The sequence below is a fragment of the Streptomyces sp. NBC_00076 genome (assembly GCF_045041235.1).
Taxonomy (GTDB): Bacteria; Actinomycetota; Actinomycetes; order Streptomycetales; family Streptomycetaceae; genus Streptomyces.
This window is the reverse complement of the sequence record NZ_CP108242.1, coordinates 9,697,985-9,719,816: the sequence shown is the minus strand read 5'-3', so window position 1 is coordinate 9,719,816 and position 21,832 is coordinate 9,697,985. Positions and strand designations below refer to the sequence as shown.

Here is a 21,832-nt window from a genome sequence, read left to right as displayed (position 1 = left end):
GCGAGTGGGCGGCGGGGACGGCTGCGCCAGGAAGCGGGGACGGCTGCGTCAGGAAGCCGTGAACTCGTTGAACTCGTTGTCGATGATGTCGAAGACCTCGTCGTCGGTGACCGAGTCGAGGTCGTCGTCCGTTCCGTCCTGGGCGGCGTCCGGGGACCACTTGGCCAGCAGGACCTGCAGGGCGGCGGTGACCTGGGCGCGGACCGCCCGGTCGTCGGGTACGGAGGCGAGCGTGGTCCTGAGCTTCTCGACCTCGGCGACCGCCCGGTGCACCGGGGGCCCGCCCTCCGGAGCGAGCGCCTCACGCAGGTGGGCGACGAGCACGACCGGTGCCGGGTGGTCGAAGAGCAGCGTGGCGGGCAGCCGCAGGCCGGTGGCCGCGGACAGCTTGTTGCGCAGTTCGACCGCGGTGAGCGAGTCGAAGCCCAGCTCCTGGAAGGCACGGTCCGGATGGACGGCGTGCGCGTCCCGGTGGCCGAGCACGACGGCGGTCTCCGCGCGGACCAGGTCGAGCAGAATCTCGTTCTGAGCGCCCTCGTCGAGACCGGCCAGGCGCTGGCGCAGCGAGCCTGCTGTGGCGAGGTCGGCACGCCTTGCGCGGGCTTCGGCCGCCACCATCCGGCGGACCTCGGGCACGCCCTGGAGAAGCGCGGAGGGCCGGGGGGCGGTGAACGCCGCGTGGAAGCGCTTCCAGTCGATGTTCGCGACGGTGAGGCCGCTCTGACCGCCCGTCAGGGCGCGATCGAGGGCGGTCAGCATCAGCTCGGGGCGTACGGTCTCGATGCCCTGGCGGCGCAGTTGCGGTGCCGACGCCGCGTCGACCATGCCGCCGCCTGCCCAGGCGCCCCAGGCGATGGAGGTGGCGGTCCGGCCCTGACCCTGCCGGCGCAGGGCGAGGGCGTCCAGGTAGGCGTTGCCCGCGGAGTAGGCGCTCTGGCTGCCGCTGCCCCAGACTCCCGCGATGGACGAGAAGACGACGAACGCGTCCAGTGGGGTGTCGCCGAGCAGTGCGTCGAGGTGGGCCGCACCTGCCACCTTGGCCGACACGACGGAGCCGAAGTCGTCGGGTGTCGTCTCCTCCAGGGAGCCGAAGCCGTTGACGCCGGCGGCGTGCACCACCGTGCGCACCTGGTCGCCGTCCGCCGTCAGCTTCGCCAGCAGGTCCGCCAGGGCCTGCCGGTCGGTGACGTCGACGGCGGCCACGGTGACCCGGGCGCCGGCCTCGGTGAGTTCGGCGGTCAGTTCGGCGACACCGGGGCTGTCGGGTCCGCGGCGGCTGACGAGGACCAGGTGTCCGGCGCCGCCCGCGGCCATCCGGCGGGCGGCGTGGCCGCCGAGGGCTCCGGTGCCGCCGGTGATCAGTACGGTGCCGGCGGGCTGCCACGGCGTCTCGTCCGGCTGCGGCCGGTACAGCGGTGTCCGCTCCAGGCGTCGGACGAGGACCGTGCCTTCGCGCAGGGCGAGTTGGTCCTCGTCGCCGCTGCCGCCGCCGAGCACCGTGGTGAGCAGGGCGCCCGTCTCGTCGTCGAGGGTGGCGGGGAGGTCGATCAGTCCGCCCCAGCGGCCCGGGTGTTCGAGCGCGGCGACCTGGCCGAGTCCCCACAGAGCGGCCTGGTCGGCGCTGTGCACCGGGTCGGTGTCGGAGGTGGCGACGGCGTTCCGGGTGGCGAGCCAGAGCGGTGCCTCGATGCCGGCGTCGCCGAGCGCCTGGACCAGGGCGAGCGTCGCCGCCAGACCGCCGGTGACTCCGGGGTGGCCGGGGTGGCCGGTCTCGTCGAGAGCGAGCAGGGACAGCACGCCCGTGATGGCGTGCGCGTCGGGCACCGCGCGGGCGAGGAGGTCGGTGAGGGCGCCGCGGCCGGATGTGTCGACGGGCAGGGGTACGACGTGGGTGCCCCGGTCGCCGAGGGCGGTGAGGCACGCGGTGACGGTGGCGTCGCCCGTGTCGCTTGCGGGCATGGCGACCAGCCAGGTGCCGGTGGGTGCCGCTGCCGGGTCCGTGGTCTCGGCCGGGGCCCAGTTCGTGCCGTAGACCATGTTGTCGAGTCGCGAGGATCCGGTCTCGCGGGCCAGCCGGGCTTCGGCGAGCTGTTCCTGGGTCACCTGACGGCCTATGAGGGCGTCGATGCGGGCGACGGGGGCGCCCGCATGGTCGGTGACGGTGACCTGCCAGGTCTCCTCGCCCGCGGGGACGAAGTGTGCCCGCAGGCGGGAGGCTCCGCGGGTCCACAGGGTGATGCCGTTCCAGGAGAAGGGCAGTCGCGGCAGTCCGGTGCCGTAGATCAGCGGGGCGTGCAGCGAGGCGTCGAGCAGGGCGGGGTGCAGGGAGAAGCGTCCCGCGTCCTCCTGCTGCTGCTCGGGCAGCGCGACCTCGGCGAATATCTCGTCGTCGCGGGTCCACACCGCGCGCAGTCCCTGGAAGGCGGGACCGTACTCGTAGCCGCGCTCGGCCAGGTCCGCGTACACGGACGCGGCGTCCACGGGTACGGGGGTGGCATCGGCCGGTGGCCAGGCGAGCGTGGGCTCGATGGAGTCGAGGTCCTCGGGGAGGAGCGTGCCGGTGGCGTGGCGCGTCCAGCCGGGTTCGTCGCCCTCGGGGCGGGAGTGGACGGAGACGGCGCGGCGGCCGGACTCGTCGGGTTCGGTGATCTCGACGCGGACCTGGATGCCGCCGTCCTCGGGGAGGATGAGGGGTGCTTCGATGACGAGTTCCTCGAGGGCGCCGCAGTCGGTCTCGGCGCCGGCGGTGAGGACCAGGTCGACGAAGCCGGTGCCGGGCAGCAGGGCCGTGCCCCATACGGCGTGGTCGGCCAGCCAGGGATGGGTGCGTACGGACCAGCGGCCGGTGAAGGCGACGCCGCCGGTTCCGGGCAGTTCCACGGCGGCGCCGAGGAGCGGGTGTTCGGAAGGGGTGAGGCCGGCGGAGGAGACGTCGCCCTCGGCGCGTTCCGTCTTCAGCCAGTAGCGCTGGTGTTGGAAGGGATACGTCGGCAACTCCACCCGCCGGGCCCCCCGCACATCGAACGCAGCCTCCCAATCAACATCAACACCCCCCGCGAACACCTCACCCACCGACCGCAAAAACCGATCCAGACCCCCCTCACCACGACGCAACGACCCCACCACCAGGCCGTCCACACCCACCGCACCCATCGTCTCCGCCACCACAAAACCCAGCACCGGATGCGGACTCATCTCCACAAACACCCGCCGCCCCTCACCCAACAGCTGCCGCGTCACCCCCTCCAAACGCACCGGCTCCCGCAAATTCCGATACCAATACCCCCCGTCCAACAACGCCGTATCCACCACCCCACCCGTCACCGTCGAATAAAAAGGCACCCCCGACGACACCGCCGACACACCCCCCAACACCCCCGCCAACTCACCCTCAACCCGCTCCACCTCCACCGAATGAGACGCGTAATCCACCGCAACCCGGCGCACCCGCACCCCCTCACCACGCAACTCCCCCTCCAACACCCCCAACGCATCCACCCCACCCGCCACCACCACCGACGACGGACCATTCACCGCAGCAACCGACAACCCCCCACCCAAACGCCCCTCCACCACACCCACCGGCAAAGCAACCGACAACATCCCACCCCCACCGGCAAGCGACGACGCAATCACCGCACTACGCCCCGCCACCACCCGCGCACCGTCCTCCAACGACAACGCACCCACCACACACGCCGCCGCGATCTCCCCCTGCGAATGACCCACCACACCAGCCGGCTCCACCCCCACCGACCGCCACAACCCCGCCAACGACACCATCACAGCCCACAACACAGGCTGCACCACATCAACCCGCCCCAACGCCTCCTCATCACCCAACACATCAACCAACGACCACCCCACAAACGGCTCCAACGCCTCCCCACACCGCGCCATCCACTCCGCGAACACCACCGACTCCGACAACAACCCCAACGCCATCCCCACCCACTGCGCCCCCTGACCCGGAAACACAAACACCACACCCCCACCACCATGAACGGCCGGTGCGGCGTCGGGAGCGACAGCGAGGGCCGCCAGACGTTCCACGGCCTCCTCGTGCGTGCCGGCGACCACAACACCGCGATGGGGGAAGCGAGTTCGGGTGGTCAGGAGCGACAGGGCCGTGTCGTGCAGAGGGGTGCCCGGGTGGGCACGGAGGTGGTCGGCGAGGGAGGCCGCCTGGGCGCGCAGAGCCTCGGGGGTCGTGCCCGACAGGGTCAGCGGTACGACACCGCTGGGGACCGTACTTCCGGGGGCGGGGGTGTCGGAGGGTTCTTCGGGCCCGGCCTGCTCCAGGATGATGTGCGCGTTGGTGCCGCTGATGCCGAAGGACGACACACCGGCACGCCGCGGCTCGTCCCGCTCGGGCCACTCCCGCGACTCCGTCAGCAACTCGACCGCACCCGCCGACCAGTCCACCTCAGGCGTCGGAGCGTCCACATGCAACGTCTTCGGCAGCACACCATGCCGCATCGCCTGCACCATCTTGATCACACCCGCCACACCCGCGGCCGACTGGGCGTGACCGATGTTGGACTTCAGGGAGCCCAGCCACAGGGGCGAGTCCTCGGGGCGGGAGCGGCCGTAGGTGGTGAGGAGGGCCTGTGCCTCGATCGGGTCGCCGAGGGACGTACCGGTGCCGTGCGCCTCCACCACGTCGACATCCGCCGCGGACAGCCGCGCGTTCTCCAGCGCCTGCCGGATGACACGCTGCTGGGAAGGGCCGTTGGGCGCGGTCAGGCCGTTGGACGCGCCGTCCTGGTTGACCGCGCTGCCGCGCACGACCGCGAGGACCTCGTGGCCGTTGCGGCGGGCGTCCGACAGCCGCTCCAGCAGCAGGACGCCCACCCCCTCGGCCCAGGCGGTGCCGTCCGCCGCGGCGGCGAACGCCTTGCAGCGGCCGTCCAGGGCCAGTCCGCGCTGGCGCGAGAACTCCACGAAGGCGCCCGGGGTCGACATCACGGCCACGCCGCCCGCCAGCGCGAGCGAGCACTCGCCGGAACGCAGCGCCTGAGCGGCGAGGTGGATCGCCACCAGGGACGACGAGCACGCGGTGTCGACCGTCACCGCGGGGCCCTCGAAGCCGAGGGTGTACGCCACTCGTCCGGAAACGACGCTGCCCGCGCCGCCGGTGAGGACGTAGCCCTCGATCTCCTCGGAGCCGGTGCCCATGCGGGGGGCGTATTCCTGTCCGGCGACGCCGGTGAAGACGCCGACGCTCTCGCCCTTGAGGGTGGAGGGATCGATCCCGGCACGCTCCAGGGTCTCCCAGGAGGTCTCCAGGAGCAGTCGCTGCTGCGGGTCCATCGCCAGCGCCTCGCGCGGCGAGATCCCGAAGAAGGGCGCGTCGAAACCGGCCACGTCGTCGAGGAAGCCGCCCTCACGGACGTAGGACGTTCCGGACACGTCCGGGTCGGGGTCGTAGAGGGTGTCGAGGTCCCAGCCACGGTCGGCCGGGAAGGCGCCGACGGCGTCGGTGCCCTCGGACACCAGCCGCCACAGTCCGTCGGGGGAGGTCACACCTCCCGGCAGCCTGCAGCCCATGGCCACGATGGCGATGGGTTCGGTGCGCCGGTTCTGTTCCTCGCGCAGCTTCTCGCGCGTCTGCTGCAGCTCGGCCGAGACCCGCTTGAGGTAGGTGAGCGCCTTCTCGTCGGTGGTCATGGAACCTGATCTCCTCTTCCGCGTGCCTGGCGGGTCAGCCGAGCCCGAGCTCGTTGTCGATGAAGGCGTAGACGTCGTCGGCGGTGGCGGCTTCGAGGTGCCGGGTCCGGTCGCCGCTCTCGTCGGGGCCGCCCTTCAGGGCGGCTTCTTCGAGCCTCGATCCGAGGAACCGCAGGCGGGAGTGGATGCCGGAGTGCTCCAGTTCCTCCGCCAGCAGGGCGTCGAGCGCCGCTTCCAGGGCGTCGAGTCTGGCCGCGACCGGATCGGATTCCTGGTCGAGGGCCTTGAGCAGGTAGTCGGCGAGCGCGGTGGGCGCCGGGTAGTCGAACACGGCCGTCGTGGGCAGCCTGGTACCCGCCGCCCTGCCGAGCCGGTTGCGCAGTTCCACCGCTGTCAGCGAGTCGAACCCGGCCTCCTTGAAGGCGCGGTCGGGTACGACCAGTGAGGCGTCCATGTGGCCGAGGACGGTCGCGGCTTCCTTGAGGACCACGTCCAGAACGAGGGCGGCCTTCTCCTCCGCGGGGAGTCCCGCGAGCCGTTCGGCCAGAGTGCGTTGGGGGGCCGTACCGGCGGTGGCGGCGCGGCGGGGCGCGCGCACGAGTGCGCGCAGCATCGGGGGAAGCCCGCCGGAAGCGGCCCGGTCACGCAGCACGCTCAGGTCGAGCCGGGTCGGCACGAGGGCCGGTTCCCCGGCGGTCAGGGCGGCGTCGAGGAGGGCCAGTCCCTCCTCGGCCGTCAGCCCGAGCATGCCGTCGCGTTCGGTGCGCCGGAGGTCGGTTTCGGCGAGGGTGCTGGTCATGCCGCTCGCGTGCGACCACAGGCCCCAGGCGAGTGACACCGCGGGCAGACCTTCGGCACTGCGGACGCGGGCGAGTCCGTCGAGGAAGGAGTTGGCTGCCGCGTAGTTGGCCTGCCCGGGGTTGCCGAGGACACCTGCGGCCGAGGAGAACAGCACCCAGGCGGCGAGGTCGAGGTCCCGGGTCAGCTCGTGCAGGTTGAGGGCGGCGTCGGCCTTGGGCCGCAGGACGGTGGCCATCCGCTGCGGGGTGAGCGCGGCGAGCACGCCGTCGTCGACGACGCCGGCGGTGTGCACGACGGCCGTCAGGGGTGCGGTCGCGGGGACGGAGTCCAGCAGCAGGGCCAGGGCGTCGCGGTCGGCGGCGTCGCAGGCCTCGACACGTACGGTCGCCCCCAGGGCGGTGAGTTCGGCGGTGAGTTCCCGCGCGCCGGGCGCGTCGGGGCCGCGCCTGCTGGTGAGCAGCAGGTTGCGGGCGCCGTGTTCGGTGACGAGGTGGCGGGCGACGAGTGCGCCGAGGGAGCCGGTGCCGCCGGTGACCAGGACGGTGCCGTCGGGGTCGGGCCGGTGTGGCAGGGTCAGGACGGCCTTGCCGGTGTGGCGGGCCCGGCTGAGGTGCCGGAAGGCGTCCGGGGCGTGCCGTACGTCCCATGCCGTCACCGGCAGCGGGGTGAGGGTTCCGCGGTCGAAGAGGCCGACGAGTTCGTCCAGCAGCTCGCGGATGCGGTCGTCGTCCGCCTCCGCGAGATCGTAGGCGCGGTACTCGACCCCGGGGTGGCGTTCGGCGACCTCGGTGGCGTCACGGATGTCGGTCTTGCCCATCTCCAGGAAGCGCCCGCCCCGCGGCAGCAGGCGCAGGGACGCGTCGACGAACTCGCCGGCCAGTGCGTCGAGGACGACGTCGACGCCGCGGCCGTCGGTGGCGTCGAGGAAGTGCTGCTCGAAGTCGGTGGTGCGGGAGTTGGCCAGGTGCGCGTCGTCGAGTCCGCGGGCACGGAGGGTGTCCCACTTGCCGGGGCTGGCGGTGCCGTAGACCTCGGCGCCCAGGTGTCGGGCGACCTGGACGGCGGCCATGCCGACGCCGCCGGCCGCGGCGTGGACCAGGACGGTCTCACCGGGCCGGACGCCGGCCAGGTCGCGCAGGCCGTAGAGGGCGGTGAGGAACGCGATGGGCGCGGCGGCGGCCTGTGCGAACGTCCATCCCTCGGGGACGCGAACGAGCCTGCGGTGGTCGGTCATGGCCTCCGGGCCGAACGCCCCGCCGGGGAACAGGCCCATGACCCGGTCACCGGGCGCCAGGCCGGTCACGCCGGGGCCGGTCTCCATGACGATGCCCGCGCCCTCGCCGCCGATCGCGGCCCTCCCGGGGTACATGTCCAGGGCGATCATGACGTCCCGGAAGTTCATGCCTGCGGCGCGGACGGCCACACGGACCTGGCCGGGGGCCAGTGGGCCGGATGCGGCATTCGGCACGAGGGCCAGGTTCTCCAGGGTGCCGGGCCCGGTGGTGTCCAGATGCCAGGTGCCGGCGCCGTCGGGAACCGTCAGGCCGACCGCGGCGGCGCGGACGAGGCGGGGCACGGACACCTCGCCGTCACGTACCGCGAACTGCGACTCCTCCATGGCCGCGGCCACCGCCGGGAGCCCGGTGAGCGCGTCACGGGAGGCGTCGTGTCCGTCGATGTCGGCCAGGAGGAAGCGGTCGGGGTGCTCGGCCTGGGCGGAGCGCACCAGGCCCCAGACCGCGGCTGCCGCCGGGTCGGTGACGCTCTCGCCGTCGAGAACGGCGACGGCGCCCCTGGTGACCACCAGCAGCCGCGATGTGTCGTCGCCGGGCTCGGCCAGAAATGCCTGGAGGTCTCCCAGCACACGGTCGGCGAGCGCGTGTACGTCCTCGGCCGAGGTGCCGTCTCCGGTGGCGTCGAGGGCGCGGATGCCGTGGGGAACGTCCGCGCGCGCCGTGGCCGGCAGCGGCGTCCACGTCGTACGGAACAGGGATTCGTGTCCGGCTTCGGTGGCCGGGCGCAGGTGTTCGGCCGCCACGGGGCGCAGGACGAGGGAGTCGACGTCGACGATCGGGGCTCCGTTGGCGTCGGTGATGCGCAGGGACACCCCGCTCTCTCCGGCGGGGGTCAGCCGGACCCGCAGGGCCTTGGCACCCGAGGCGTGCAGTCGTACGCCGTTCCACGCGAAGGGCAGCAGACGCCTTCCGTCGCCGGGTTCGGCGACGCCGCCGAAGGCGCTGGGGTGCAGGGCCGCGTCGAAGAGGGCCGGGTGCAGGCCGAACAGGTCGGCGTCGTCGTGGTGTTCGTCGTCGAGGGCGATCTCGGCGAAAACCTCCTCTCCGTTGGTCCACACCGCGCGCAGTCCCTGGAAGGCGGGGCCGTACTCGTAGCCGGCCTCGGCGCGTTGCCGGTAGAAGTCCGTGACGGGCACGGCCACGGCGTTCGGCGGGGGCCACGGGGTGGTGTCGATGCCCGGAGCGTCACCGGGGTTCGTCCGTGTCAGGGCACCGTTCGCGTGACGGGTCCACGCCCCGTCGTCGCCGTCGGGGCGGGAGTGGACGGAGACGGGGCGGTCGCCGGTCTCGTCCGGGGCGCCGACGTGCACGCGGATGCGTGCGGCACCGTCTGCGGGCAGCACCAGGGGCGCGGCCAGGACGAGTTCGCGGAGGGCGCCGTGCCCGACCTCGTCGCCGGCCCGGACGGCCATCTCGACCAGCGCCGTTCCGGCCAGCAGGACCGTGCCGTCGACCGCGTGGTCGGCGAGCCAGGGCCGGTCGGCCCGGGACAGGCGCCCGGTGAAGGTGACGGCATCGGCCTCGGGCAGTTCCACCGCAGCGGTCAGCAGCGGGTGGCCGGTCGCGGTGAGGCCCGCGGCTCCGAGGTCACCGGCGCCGGGGGCGGCGTCGAGCCAGTAGCGCCGGTGCTGGAAGGCGTACGTCGGTACGACGGTGCCGCGGGCGCCGCTGCCGGCGAACAGCGTGGGCCAGTCGACGCGGGCGCCCCTGGTGTGGGCCCGGGCGACGGCGGCGAGCAGCGTCGCGGGTTCCGGCCGTCCGTCGCGCAGTGCGGCCACGCAGTCGACAGCCTCGGGAAGGCAGTCCTGCGCCATGGCGGTCAGCACTCCGCCGGGCCCGAGTTCGAGCACGGTGGTGACGCCCTGTTCGCGCAGGGTGCGCAGGCCGTCGGCGAAGCGGACCGTGCCGCGGACGTGGCGTACCCAGTACTCCGCGGAGCACAGCTGTGCGGGGTCGGCGAGGGAGCCGGTCAGGTTGGAGACGACGGGCAGCGCGGGGGTGTGGAAGCTCAGCCCGGCGGCGACCTCGTGGAAGGCGTCGAGCATCGGCTCCATGCGCGGCGAGTGGAAGGCGTGCGAGACGCGCAGCCGTTTCGTCTTGCGGCCGCGGGCCGCGAGCACGGCGGCCACGGCTTCGACGGCGGGCGCGTCACCCGAGAGGACGACGGCTTCGGGGCCGTTGAGCGCCGCGACGGCGACTCCCTCGGTGAGCTCGGCGACGACCTCGTCCTCGGTGGCCTGTACGGCGATCATGGCACCGCCCTCAGGCAGCCGCTGCATCATCGCGCCGCGGGCGGCGACCAGGGCCGCGGCGTCCTCCAGGGACCACACACCGGCCACATGGGCGGCGGCGAGCTCACCGATGGAGTGCCCGGCGACCAGATCGGGGCGCACGCCCCAGGACTCGACCAGCCGGTAGAGGGCCACTCCCACGGCGAACAGGGCCGCCTGGGTGTAGGCGGTTTGGTCGAGCAGATCGGCGTCGGGAGTGCCGGGTTCGGCGAGGACGACGTCCCGCAGCGGGCGGTCGAGCCAGCGGTCCAGGGTGTGGCAGACCTCGTCGAAGGCGCGGGCGTACACCGGGAACGACGCGTACAGGTCGCGGCCCGTCCCGGGGCGTTGCGCGCCCTGGCCGGAGAAGACCACGGCGAGTTTGCCGTCGGTGGCGGTGCCGGTCGTGCCGTCGCCTGCGGCGAGGGCGGCCAGGGCGTCGCGGGCCTCGTCCGCGGAGCGGGCGACCACGACCGCGCGGTGCTCGAAGGCGGAGCGGCCGCTGAGTGTGCGGGCGACATCGGCGAGGGCGGGCGCCTGCTCCGCGTCGAGAAGGGCGGCGACACGTCCGGCCTGCGCGCGCAGGGCCTGTGGAGACTTGGCGGAGAGGACGAGCGGGACGAGTCCGTCGGGCAGCGCGCGCTCCGTCGTGTCCGCCGGGTCCGGTGCGTCGGCGGGAGTCGTGGCGGGGTCCTCGGTGGGCTGTTCGAGGACGACGTGGGCGTTGGTGCCGCTGATACCGAAGGAGGACACACCGGCGCGGCGCGGGCGTCCGGTCTCGGGCCAGGGCCTGGGCTCGGTGAGCAGTTCGACCGCGCCGCGGGTCCAGTCCACTTCGGGCGTCGGGGCGTCGATGTGGAGCGTCCGGGGCAGCACGCCGTGCCGCATCGCCTGCACCATCTTGATCACGCCTGCCGCACCGGCGGCGGCCTGCGCGTGGCCGATGTTGGACTTGAGGGAGCCGAGCCACAGCGGGTGGCCGTCGCCGGGCCGTTCCTGACCGTAGGTGGCGAGAAGGGCCTGCGCCTCGATCGGGTCGCCGAGGGAGGTGCCGGTGCCGTGCGCCTCGACGGCGTCGACGTCGGCGGGGGTGAGGTCCGCGTTGGCGAGGGCCTGGCGGATGACGCGCTGCTGGGAGGGGCCGTTGGGCGCGGTGAGGCCGTTGGAGGCGCCGTCCTGGTTGATGGCGGAGCCGCGGACGACGGCGAGGACCTCGTGGCCGTTGCGGCGGGCGTCCGACAGCCGCTCCAGCAGCAGCAGCGCCACGCCCTCGGACCAGCCGGTGCCGTCCGCCGCGGCGGCGAAGGCCTTGCAGCGTCCGTCGGGAGCGAGTCCGCGCTGCCGCGAGAACTCGACGAAGCTGCCCGGGGTCGCCATCACCGCGACACCGCCCGCCAGCGCCAGGGAGCACTCCCCCGCGCGCAGCGCCTGGGCGGCTAGGTGCAGGGCGACCAGCGAGGACGAGCACGCCGTGTCCACCGTCACGGCGGGGCCTTCGAAGCCGAAGGTGTACGACACCCGGCCCGAGACGACGCTGCCTGCGCCGCCGACGCCGAGGTAGCCCTCGATCTCCCTCGCGGGCCGCACCGCCCGAGAGGTGTAGTCGTGGTACATGACCCCTGCGAAGACGCCGACGTCCGCGCCGCGCAGGGCCGGCACGTCCAGGTCCGCGCGTTCGAGGACCTCCCAGGAGGTCTCCAGCAGCAGCCGCTGCTGGGGGTCCATCGCCACCGCCTCGCGCGGGGAGATCCCGAAGAACTCGGCGTCGAAGCCGGCCACGTCGTCGAGGAAGCCGCCTTGCGTGACGTACGACTTTCCGGTGGCGTCGGGGTCGGGGTCGTACAGCTCCTCCAGGTTCCAGCCCCGGTCGGACGGGAAAGGGGAGCGGCCGTCGGCGCCGTCGGCGACCAGCCGCCACAGGTCTTCGGGTGACGTGACGCCGCCCGGCAGCCGGCAGCCCATCGAGACGATGGCGATCGGCTCGTCGGAGACCGCGGCGGGGGCGGGCCGGGCCGGGACGTCGGCGGTCTCGCCGTAGACCTCCTCCAGCAGACGGTGCGCCAGGGCTTCGGGGGTGGGGTGGTCGAAGGCACTGGTGGCGGGGAGCCGCAGTCCGGTGGCGGTGCTGAGCCGGTCGCGCAGGGCCACGACCATCACGGAGGTGAACCCCAGCTCCTTGAAGGCCCGGTCGGCCGGGACGTCCTCGGTGCCGGTGCTTCCGAGGACCGCGGCGGCCTCGGTGCGCACCAGCCGCAGCAGGAATTCCTCCTGCTCCTCGGCGGGCAGGCTCTCCAGTCGGCCGCGCAGCTCCGAGGTCTCGGCGCGCGCCTCCTGAGCCGTGGTGTCGATCAGTCCGCGCAACGGTGCGGGGACCGGGCCGGTGAGCAGGGCGGCGTTGTCGAGGCGCATCGCGATGAACGCGGCCTCGCCGGCGGCGTGCGCGGCGTCGAACATCACCAGGGCCTGCTGTTCGGTGAGTTCGCCCGCAGCGAAGGGTACGGCGCTCTCGGCCGCGCCGTCCTTCCAGGGCCCCCAGGCCAGGGACAACGCGGGCAGGCCATGGGCGCGCCGGTGCTGGGCCAGCGCCTCCAGCGCGGCGCTCTCGGCTGCGATGTCGCCGGCGCCGGGGGCGCCCAGGACTCCCAGGGGAGAGGAGCACAGGACGAAGGCGGCCAGGTCGCGGTCGGCGGTCAGGTCGTGCAGGGCGTGCGCCGCGGCGGACACGGTGCCGGTTCCGGTGATCTCCTCCGCGTGCACCACGGCCGTCAGCGGCGGTCGGCCACCGTCCGCGAGCAGCTCGGCGAGCGCGGCGCGGTCGCCCGGGTCGCACGCGACCGCGGTGGCGCGGGCGCCGGCCCCGGCGAGTTCGGCGCACAGCGTCTGTACGCTCTCGTCGCCGTGTCCGGGGGTGAAGCCCAGCAGCAGGTGGTGGGCGTCGTGCGCGGTCACGAGGTGGCGGGCGAGCGCGGCTCCCTGGGCGGTGGCGGCGCCGGTGACCAGGACCGTCCCGTCGGGGTCGAGCAACGGAAGCGGCTGCTCCTCGCGGTCCATGGAGACGCGGGCGAAGCGCGGCAGCAGGGCGACACCGGAGCGGATGGCGAACTGCGGTTCACCGGCGTTCACGGCGGCGGCCAGGAGGCGCGCGCCGTCCTTGCCGAGACCGTCGCTGTCCAGGTCGGCGAGCACGAGCCTGCCCGGGTGCTCGGTCTGCAGCGCGCGGACCAGGCCCCACAGCGGGGTGTGCGCGGGGTCCTGTACGTCCTCGCCGTCGCCGGCGGCCACGGCGCGCCGGGTGAGGATCACGAGCGTGACGTTCTCGTTGCGGTCGTCGGCCAGCCAGTCCTGCAGGGACGCGACGAACTCCTCGATGCCCGCCCCGGCGTCGTAGGCGGTCCGGTCCGCGAGGAGGACGCCGGTGCCGCCCCGGGCGGCCGTGCGGGCGGCGGCCGGGTCGGTGTGGACCTCGCACGGTACGCCGGCGTCCTGAAGGGCGGCGGCCAGGCCGAGCGAGTCGGAGCCCGCCAGCGCCCAGTCGCCCGGCTCGCCCGGGGCTGCGCCCAGGGAGAGCGGGGAGCTGGGTATCCAGTCGACGCGGAACAGCGAGTCGTACAGGCCGCTGCTGGTGGCACGCAGTCGGGCGGGCGTCTCCAGCAGCCGATGCCGCACGATCTTGCCCGAGGCGGTGCGCGGGATCGCCTCGATCTCGTACAGCTCTTCGGGCACCTTGAAGTAGGAGAGGCGGTCGCGGCACTCGGCGAACAGCCGTTCCGTGTCCGGTCCCTGAGGGCCGGGGACGATGAACGCGACCGGTACCTCGCCCAGCACGTCGTGCGGCTTGCCGACCACCGCGACGTCGGCGACGCCGGGGACGGTGCGCAAGACCTCCTCCACCTCTCCCGGGTGGATGTTCTCCCCGGCGCGGATGATCAGTTCCTTCCGGCGGCCGGTGATCGTGAAGTAGCCGGCCTCGTCACGGCGGGCCAGGTCTCCGGTGCGGTACCAGCCGTCGTGGAAGGCGGCCGCGGTGGCTTCGGGCTGGTTGTGGTAGCCGGCCATGACACTCGGCCCGCGCACCCACACCTCGCCCTCCTGGCCGTCGGCGACGTCCTCGCCGGTCCGCGTGTCCACCAGGCGTACTCCCAGACCCACCACCGGCAGGCCGCAGGAGCCCTCGGCGCGGGCACCCGAGGGCCAGTTGACGGTGATGGAGCCGCAGGTCTCGGTGGAGCCGTAGGCGTCGATGAGGGGAACGCCGAAGACACGCTCGAACGACCGGCGCAACGATGCCGTGGTGACCGCGCCACCCACCAGGGCCACACGCAACTGTGGAGCGGTGAAGCCGCGGTCGCGGGCCGCGTCGAGCAGGTAGTGCAGCAGGGTGGGCACGCCGGCCAGGAAGGTGGCGCGCTCCTCGTCCAGTGCGGTCAGCACGTCCTCGGCCGACAGACCGTCGACGATGCGGGCGCTGGCGCCCACGGCCACCACGGAGAGCACACAGGCGATGTGCGAGAGGCTGTGGAAGAGAGGCAGAGGCCACACGACGCGGTCCTCGGGGCCGAGCCCGGGCACCGGCACATAGCAGGCGGCCACCGACCACAGGCAGTTTCGCTGGGTGGAGAGCACGCCCTTGGGCCTGCCAGTGGTGCCCGAGGTGTAGAGCATCCACGCCAGATCGTCGAGACCGAGGTCGTCACGGGCCGGCGTGGCGGGTTCCCGGGTCACGAACGATTCGTAGGGCAGGAAACCCGACGGCACCGGCCCGTCGCCGACCAGGACGACCGTGAGGTGCGGACGGTCCGGAAGCAGGCGCCGCAGCTGTTCCACATGCGGGTGGTCGGTGATGACGATCCGGGCGCCGCTGTCGTCGAGGACGTGCGCGAGTTCCGCGTCACTGCTCTGCGGGTTGACGGGGACTCCGATGGCACTGGCCCGGGTGATCGCGTAGTAACTCTCGACGACCTCGACGCGGTTGCCCAGGCAGATGGCCGCACGGTCGCCCGGTTGCAGCCGCAACTCCGCCAGGTGTCCGGCCAGTCGTCGGGTCCGCGACTCCAGGTCGGTGTAGCTGACGCTCCGTCGGGCGTCCCGGTAGGCGATCTTGGCACCGAATTGCCGGGCCTGGTGGACCAGCAGCTCGGGAAGCGGCCGGATCAGCTCCGTGCGCAACATGTGTCGTCATCCCTCCGGGGCGAGAGCAGACGGGCAGTCCGCAAGGGCAGACGCCCTACCCGGCCCAGTCTTGTCATCCGACGCTCCCCCACACCCCCTCATCACCCCCCTACACATCCCTAACTTGAAGAGTGACCAGAATTAATCAGCAGGGGTTGGAGCGGCGGACCGACGGCATTAGGCTCCATCGCCGTACTGACAGTCACGGCGTTATTGACTGTCAGCCCGAAATACACCGCGATAAGCGGCCATCGCATTTCCGACAGTTCCCCGGGAGCGGGATTTCTTTTCCCCGGAAGCCTTCCTGCGACGGCGGGACGGCAGGGAAAGGGACACACACGGACATGACGAATTCGGCACCCCATCACACCCGTATCCGGGTGGAACTCGGCGACCGCGCCTATCCCGTCGACATCGGACCCGGGGTGCGGCACTCGCTGTCCGGGATCGTCGAGCGGCTGGGAGCGCGGCGCGCGGCGGTGGTCTCGGCCCGGCCGGACGCCTGGATTCCCGACCCCGGCGTGCCTTCGCTGGTCCTGCGAGCCCGTGACGGCGAGAGGGACAAGACGCTCGGCACGGTCGAATCGCTGTGCCGGGAGTTCGTGCGTTTCGGCCTGACCCGTGACGATGTCGTCGTCTCGGTCGGCGGCGGCACCACGACGGACGTCGTGGGTCTCGCCGCCGCCCTCTTCCACCGCGGGGTGCCCGTGGTACATCTGCCGACCACGCTGCTCGCGCAGGTGGACGCCAGCGTCGGCGGCAAGACCGCGGTGAACACACCCGAGGGCAAGAACCTCATCGGCGCCTACTGGCAGCCCAGTGCGGTGCTGTGCGACACCGACTACCTGGAGACCCTGCCCGAGCGGGAGATGCTCAACGGCTACGGGGAGATCGCCCGCTGCCACTTCATCGGCGCCGGCGACCTGCGGGAGCTGCCGCTGCCGGAGCAGATCGCGGCGAGTGTGGCGCGCAAGGCACAGATCGTGTCCGCCGACGAGCGCGACACCGGCCTGCGCCACCTGCTCAACTACGGCCACACCCTGGGCCACGCGTTGGAGCTGGCCACGGACTTCCGGCTGCGGCACGGCGAGGCGGTGGCGATCGGCACCGTGTTCGCGGGGCGGCTCGCCCGGGCCTTGGACCGGATCGACGAGCAGCGGACGGCGGAGCACCTGGAAGTGGTGCGTCACTACGGACTGCCCTACGAGCTGCCCGCGGACGTCGCTCCGGCCCGGCTGATCGAGCTCGTACGGCTGGACAAGAAGGCGATGTCGGGGCTGACCTTCGTGCTGGACGGCAAGGACGGCGCCGAGCTGGTGCCTGATCTGCCGGAGGACGTCGTCGCGCGGGTGCTGGCCAAGATGCCGCGCGCGGCGGCCTGAGAAAGGTTTGTGTGCGACGGACGGTTCACGCCGGTCCGGACGAGGACTTCGTCCGGACCGGCGCGGACCACGTCGTTCCCGGTGGCGGGCGGACCGCCGCCGGTCATGAGGGCCGTGGGCCCCGCGATCCGCCCGGTCTCAGTTCTCCGGTGGACGGCCCTTGGCCAGCAGGACCGCCCCGTGCAGTGAGGAGAGTCCCCCGAGGCGGGCGGGCTCCACGGGCGGCGGTGGGAAACCGGGGCGGGCCAGTCGCGCCGTCTCCGCCCCGACCGTTTCGGTGAAGCCGGGCAGGGCGTCGGCGAATCCGCCACCGACCACGACGGCTGCGGGGCGAAGCAGTTCGCCCACCCCGACAGCGGCCGCGGCCAGCGCCGCACAGGCCTCGCGTACGGCGTCGGCCGCCCAGGACGTACCGTCGGCGAGCGCCTTCACCAGCTCGGGGAAGGTCACGTCGGTGCCGCGGGCGCGGGCCGCCCGGCGCAGTACGGCGGGGCCCGAGGCCACGGACTGCACACAGCCGCGGCGCCCGCAGTCACACAGTTCCCCGGACCGGTCCACGATCAGGTGGCCGATCTCGCAGGAGCCCTTCGAGGGGCCGGGCAGCAGTCTGCCGCCAAGGACGATCCCGCCCCCTACGCCGGTGCCGACTCCGAGATACAGCAGGTCGGCACGGCCCGCCGCATGTGCCTCGGCGAGCGCGGCGAGGTCGCCGTCGTCGGCGCAGACCACCTCGGCGGTGCCGAAGACCTCGCGCAGCGCGCCGCCGAGGTCGAGCCCGGTCCAGCCCGGGCGGTTGGGCCAGGCGGTGACGACGCCCGCCGCGTCCAGGGTGGCGGGCATCGCCACGCCGACGCCCGCCAACTCGTCCGGGGCGACGGCGCACAGCTCCCGGATCTGCCGGGCGAGCAGGTCCAGGTCCGCCGCCGCGTGCACAGGCCCGTCGGGGACCCGCGGCCACCGGAAGCCGGCCTCGCGCACGGCGCCGTCCGTGTGCTCCGCACGCAGGGCGACCTTCGTGCCGCCCACGTCGATGCCCAGGTGGTAGGGGATGGCTGCCTCCCGGCCGGGTCAGTCCCTGAGGTGGTCGGTGACGATCTCCGCGACCTGGCGGAGCACGCGGGGGCTGCTGAGCATCTCCTCGTGGCCGCAGCCCAGTTCGTGGCGCACGATCTCGCCCGCGACGTACGGCGCCCAGGCCTCGCTGGACGCCGCTTCGGCCACCGGGCTGGGATCGGCCGCGAACAGGTGCATGGCGCCGCTGTACTTCTCGGGCGTGTGGGCCTTCCAGGCGCCGAGGTCCGTCAGCATGGTCTCGACGAAGGTCTCGGCCGCGCTCTTCCTGCCGCGCCAGGCGTAGTTCGTCGCCATGTCGGCGAACTCGGCGATGTCCTCGTACGTGAGCGGGCGCTCGTATGCGGCGAGGTCCTTGCCGTTGATCAGCAGGATCAGTTCGATCAGGCCCTGCTCGTCACGGTCTTCCTTGTCCGTGATGTGCGGGTTGGTGTTGAACACGCCGAGGAACTCGATCTCCTCACCGCGCTTTTGGAACTCTGCGGCGACGGCGTGGGCGAGGATGCCGCCGAAGGACCAGCCGAGAATGCGGTACGGGCCCTCGGGCTGGACGCCGCTGATGCGGTCCGCGTAGTCCGCCGCCATGGCCGCGATGCTGTCGACGGGGGTGTCCAACTCCTGGAAGGTGTGCGACTGGAGGCCGTAGAGGGGGTACTCCAGGCTGAAATGCTGGGCGAGCACTCCGTAGCACCAGGCGGTGCCGCCGAGGTGGCGCATGCAGAACAGCGGACGTGCCGAGCCCTTGGTCATCAGCGGCAGCAGTACGTCGAAGGAGTCCTGCGGCTCCTCACCCGTCAGCCGCCGGGACAGCTCGGCCGGCGTCGGGGCCTCCACCAGCATGCGGATCGACAGCTCCAATTGCATCTCGGAGCGCACCCGGGCCAGCAGCCGTGCCGCGAGCACCGAGGAACCGCCGAGGTCGAAGAAGCTGTCGCGTGGTCCGACCTGCTCCACACCGAGGACCTCGGCGAAGAGCCGGCTGAGGAGCAGTTCCGACTGGGTGAGGTGCGTCTCCACCATCGCCGTCTGCGCGACGGCCGGGGCCGGCAGCGCCTTGCGGTCGAGCTTGCCGTTGGGGGTGAGCGGGAACTCCTCCAGGGCCACCACGGCGGACGGCACCATGTACAGGGGCAGTGTGTCCGCCACGAAGTTCCGCAGCTCCTTGACGTCGGGCACACGACCGGGGGCGGCTGTCACGTAGGCCACGAGGCGCCGGTCGCCGGGCCGGTCCTCGCGGACCGTCGCGGCCGCCTGGTCGATGTCCTCGGACCGCTCCAGGGCGGCCTCGATCTCGCCGAGTTCCATCCGGAAGCCGTGCAGTTTGACCTGGTGGTCGGCACGGCCGACGTACTCCAGGTCGCCGTCCGCGCGCAGCCGCACCACATCGCCAGTGCGGTACATCAGGGCGCTGCCGTCACCGAAACGGTCGGGCAGGAAACGCTCGGCGGTCAGTTCCGGCCGGTTGAGGTAGCCGCGGGCCACTCCCGCGCCGGCGATGAACAGCTCACCCTCGGTACCGGCTTCGACGGGCAACAGTTCCTCGTCGAGGACGTACAGCCGGGTGTTGCGCAGGGGCTTGCCGATGACGGCGGCGTCCTCGGGCCCGGTGACCGGGTGAACCGTGGACCACACGGTGGTCTCCGTGGGCCCGTACCACTGGACGACCTCGGCACCGAGGTCGAGCAGCGCCGCCGCCAGCTTCTCCGACAGCGCCTCGCCGCCGATGAGGATGCGCAGACCGCGCAGCGCCTCGGGGCTGACGGTGGCCAGCATGTGCCAGTGAGTGGGGGTGGCCTGGGCGGTGCCGATCTCCCCGCGGACGATCAGGTCACCAAGGGCCTGTGGGTCCTGCCCTGTGGCCCGTGGCGCGATGACCGCGCGGGCACCGGTGTAGTACGGCAGGAACAGCTCGGGCACCGACATGTCGAAGGTTGCGGTGGTGACCGACAGCATGCGGTCACCCGGTCCCATGGCCAGCCGCTCCCGCATCGCCTCCAGCAGGTTGTGCAGAGCGCGCACGGGGATTTCGACGCCCTTGGGGGTGCCGGTGGAGCCCGAGGTGTAGATGACGTACGCGAGGTCCTCGGGCCGCGGCGCGGCGGCCCGCTCGGCGTCCGTCAGATGTCCGGCGGGCAGTTCGGCGAGCGTCGCGGCCGTCGCGGGATCGTCCAGCACGACGCGGGGAGCACCCACGTCGGTGCGGTCGGCGTCGATGCGGGTCGACGTCAGCAGGGCGACCGGAGCGGCGTCGCGGACCTGGAATGCCACGCGCTCGGCGGGGTGTTCCGGGTCCAACGCCAGGTAGGCCCCGCCCGCCTTCAGCACCGCCAGCAGTGCCACCAGCAAGTCCGTTGAACGTGGCAGCATCACCGCGACGACGCGGTCGGGCCCCACACCCCGGGCGACCAGGTGGCGGGCGAGCCGGTTGGCCTGCTCATGCGCCTCCCGGTATGTGAGCTCCACGCCCTCGCATTCGAGGGCCGTGAGGTCCGGAACGGAGTCTGCCCGCTCCTCCAGCGCGTTCACCAGCATGTTCCCCTCCACAGGGCTCGTACGGATTCTCGCCGCGGTGCCGCTCAGACGGCCGGGGTGCGCATCCAGCGGTTCCAGTACGGCCGCCAGCCGTGGCGGTGCCAGAACGGCGTGGAGATCGGGTTGAACATCGCGTGGTAACCGACCGACGCGCCGATGCCCATGGCATCCAGCTCGGCGTGGACGTGGTTGGCGAGGGAGGTGCCGATACCCAGGCCGCGGTAGCCCTCCTTGACGGCCTGGCAGACCAGATGCGCGACGGGGGTGGCGGCGATCTTCGTCGCGAGCCACGCCTGCTGGGGCTCGGAGGGATCCTCGCCCCGGTGCATGCCCACGATCCCGCCCTCGTACTCGGCGACCCAGATCAGCGGTTCGTCGCGCTTGAACGACGCGGTGATCTCCTCGCGCAGCAGCGCCTCGGTGGTGGCGCGCTCGACGGCGCCGCTGACGGCGGCGTCGAACCGGGTCTCCACCATCTGTAGTTCGAACACCGCCTCGCTGTCCTCCGGCGTGGCCCGCCGGACGTGCACCCGGCCCGACTCGGGCACCAGGTCGGTGCCCTTGACCCGGCCGATCATCACGAACTCGGGAACGAATCCGAAGGCACGCAGGACCCGGGTCATGGCCACGTCGCGGCTGGGCCACTCGACGGCGGCCATGGAGTCCGCACCGGGGCGTTCCGGGTGGCTCCGCATGTACTGCTGCCAGCGCGTGAGCAGAGCGGCCATCTCGTCGGGCCCGGAGACCCGGGGGGTCAGCTCCCAGCGGTCCAGCGGGCCGAGCACCGCCTCCAGCGCGTCGGCGTCGACACGGGTGTGCGTCAGCAGGCCCTGTGCCCCGTCGACCTCCAGCAGCTCGTCGCCTTCGCCGGGCTCCGGCAGCGCATCGGCCTCCGGAATCATCCGGTCGACGGGGCGCAGCCGGTCGCGGTGGGCGGCCAGCACTGATTCCGCCGTCTGTACTTGGGGCATGGTGTGGTGTCCTCGGCTTTCAGTCGTGTCCGTGGCGAAGTCGCGCGGGGCGCGGCCGCACGGGAAACAGGGGGTCTCTCACGGCCAGTGGCACCGCGTCAGCGGTCGGTGACCTTCTCCAGCAACGCGCGGGCGGCGAGCCGATAGCCCGTGGCACCCAGTCCGAAGATCACTCCGGCGGCGAGCGGTCCGGTCACCGACTCGTGCCGGAACTGCTCGCGGGCCCAGACATTGGAGAGGTGGACCTCGATCCACGGGCGCGGATAGTTGGCCAGCGCGTCCCTCAGTCCCCAGCCGGCCATCATCAGGGCGGCGGGATTGACGATCGCGCCGACGGAGTCGTAGTTGCCCTGGATGGTGCGGATCATCTCCGCCTCACCGTCGTGCTGGAACGCTTCCACTTTCCAGCCGCGGTCCGCCACTTCTTCGGCGACCCATCCTTCGATATCGGCGAGCGTGTCCGTTCCGTAGATCTCGGGCTGACGGCTCCCGAGTATGCCGAGATTCGGCCCGTTCACCAACAGAAGCCTGCTCAATGCGCACCCTTTGTCTGTACGGAACCACCGGGAAGTGCTTTTTGTAGCACGGCCGTTGACAGGTAAGCACCGCTCCTCGGTATGCCCGCAATCACAAGGGGGAACATAGGGGGGTCAGCAGGGGAATGACGCCTC

At 72.5% G+C, this 21,832-nt stretch carries 6 protein-coding genes and 1 pseudogene; 1 reads left to right on the top strand and 6 read right to left on the bottom strand.

The features are described 5' to 3' along the window. Positions 1-48 precede the first annotated feature (48 nt). Positions 49-5,649 (bottom strand): annotated as a pseudogene (locus OHA64_RS43450) (type I polyketide synthase); the annotation flags it as partial. Positions 5,650-5,704: 55 nt separating this feature from the next. Next, positions 5,705-15,205, bottom strand: coding sequence for an SDR family NAD(P)-dependent oxidoreductase (locus OHA64_RS43445; RefSeq protein ID WP_405622712.1), 9,501 nt, complete (start codon positions 15,203-15,205; stop codon positions 5,705-5,707). A gap of 344 nt (positions 15,206-15,549) precedes the next feature. Between OHA64_RS43445 and OHA64_RS43440 the strand changes: the two genes are divergently transcribed. Then, positions 15,550-16,587, top strand: a complete 1,038-nt coding sequence (locus OHA64_RS43440) for a 3-dehydroquinate synthase family protein (protein WP_405622711.1) — start codon at positions 15,550-15,552, stop codon at positions 16,585-16,587. A gap of 138 nt (positions 16,588-16,725) precedes the next feature. Here OHA64_RS43440 and OHA64_RS43435 read toward each other — a convergent pair whose 3' ends face one another. The 4 genes from OHA64_RS43435 to OHA64_RS43420 form a co-directional block, all read right to left on the bottom strand. After that, positions 16,726-17,613: an ROK family protein gene (locus OHA64_RS43435; protein WP_405622710.1), complete on the bottom strand. Its 888-nt coding sequence runs from the start codon at positions 17,611-17,613 to the stop codon at positions 16,726-16,728. A 42-nt stretch (positions 17,614-17,655) separates the two neighbouring features. After that, positions 17,656-20,190: an amino acid adenylation domain-containing protein gene (locus tag OHA64_RS43430; protein WP_405622709.1), complete on the bottom strand. Its 2,535-nt coding sequence runs from the start codon at positions 20,188-20,190 to the stop codon at positions 17,656-17,658. A gap of 44 nt (positions 20,191-20,234) precedes the next feature. After that, on the bottom strand, positions 20,235-21,161 hold the full coding sequence (locus OHA64_RS43425) for a GNAT family N-acetyltransferase (protein WP_405622708.1): 927 nt from the start codon (positions 21,159-21,161) through the stop codon (positions 20,235-20,237). 98 nt (positions 21,162-21,259) lie between these two features. Then, complete coding sequence (locus tag OHA64_RS43420; protein ID WP_405622707.1) at positions 21,260-21,697, bottom strand: type II 3-dehydroquinate dehydratase; 438 nt, start codon at positions 21,695-21,697, stop codon at positions 21,260-21,262. Between the last annotated feature and the right edge of the window lie 135 nt (positions 21,698-21,832).

Coding starts and splice junctions, on each gene's coding strand:
- OHA64_RS43445 (WP_405622712.1), bottom strand. CDS start 15,205: ATGTTGCGCACGGAGCTGATCCGGCCGCTTCCCGAGCTGCTGGTCCAC.
- OHA64_RS43440 (WP_405622711.1), top strand. CDS start 15,550: ATGACGAATTCGGCACCCCATCACACCCGTATCCGGGTGGAACTCGGC.
- OHA64_RS43430 (WP_405622709.1), bottom strand. CDS start 20,190: ATGCTGGTGAACGCGCTGGAGGAGCGGGCAGACTCCGTTCCGGACCTC.
- OHA64_RS43425 (WP_405622708.1), bottom strand. CDS start 21,161: ATGCCCCAAGTACAGACGGCGGAATCAGTGCTGGCCGCCCACCGCGAC.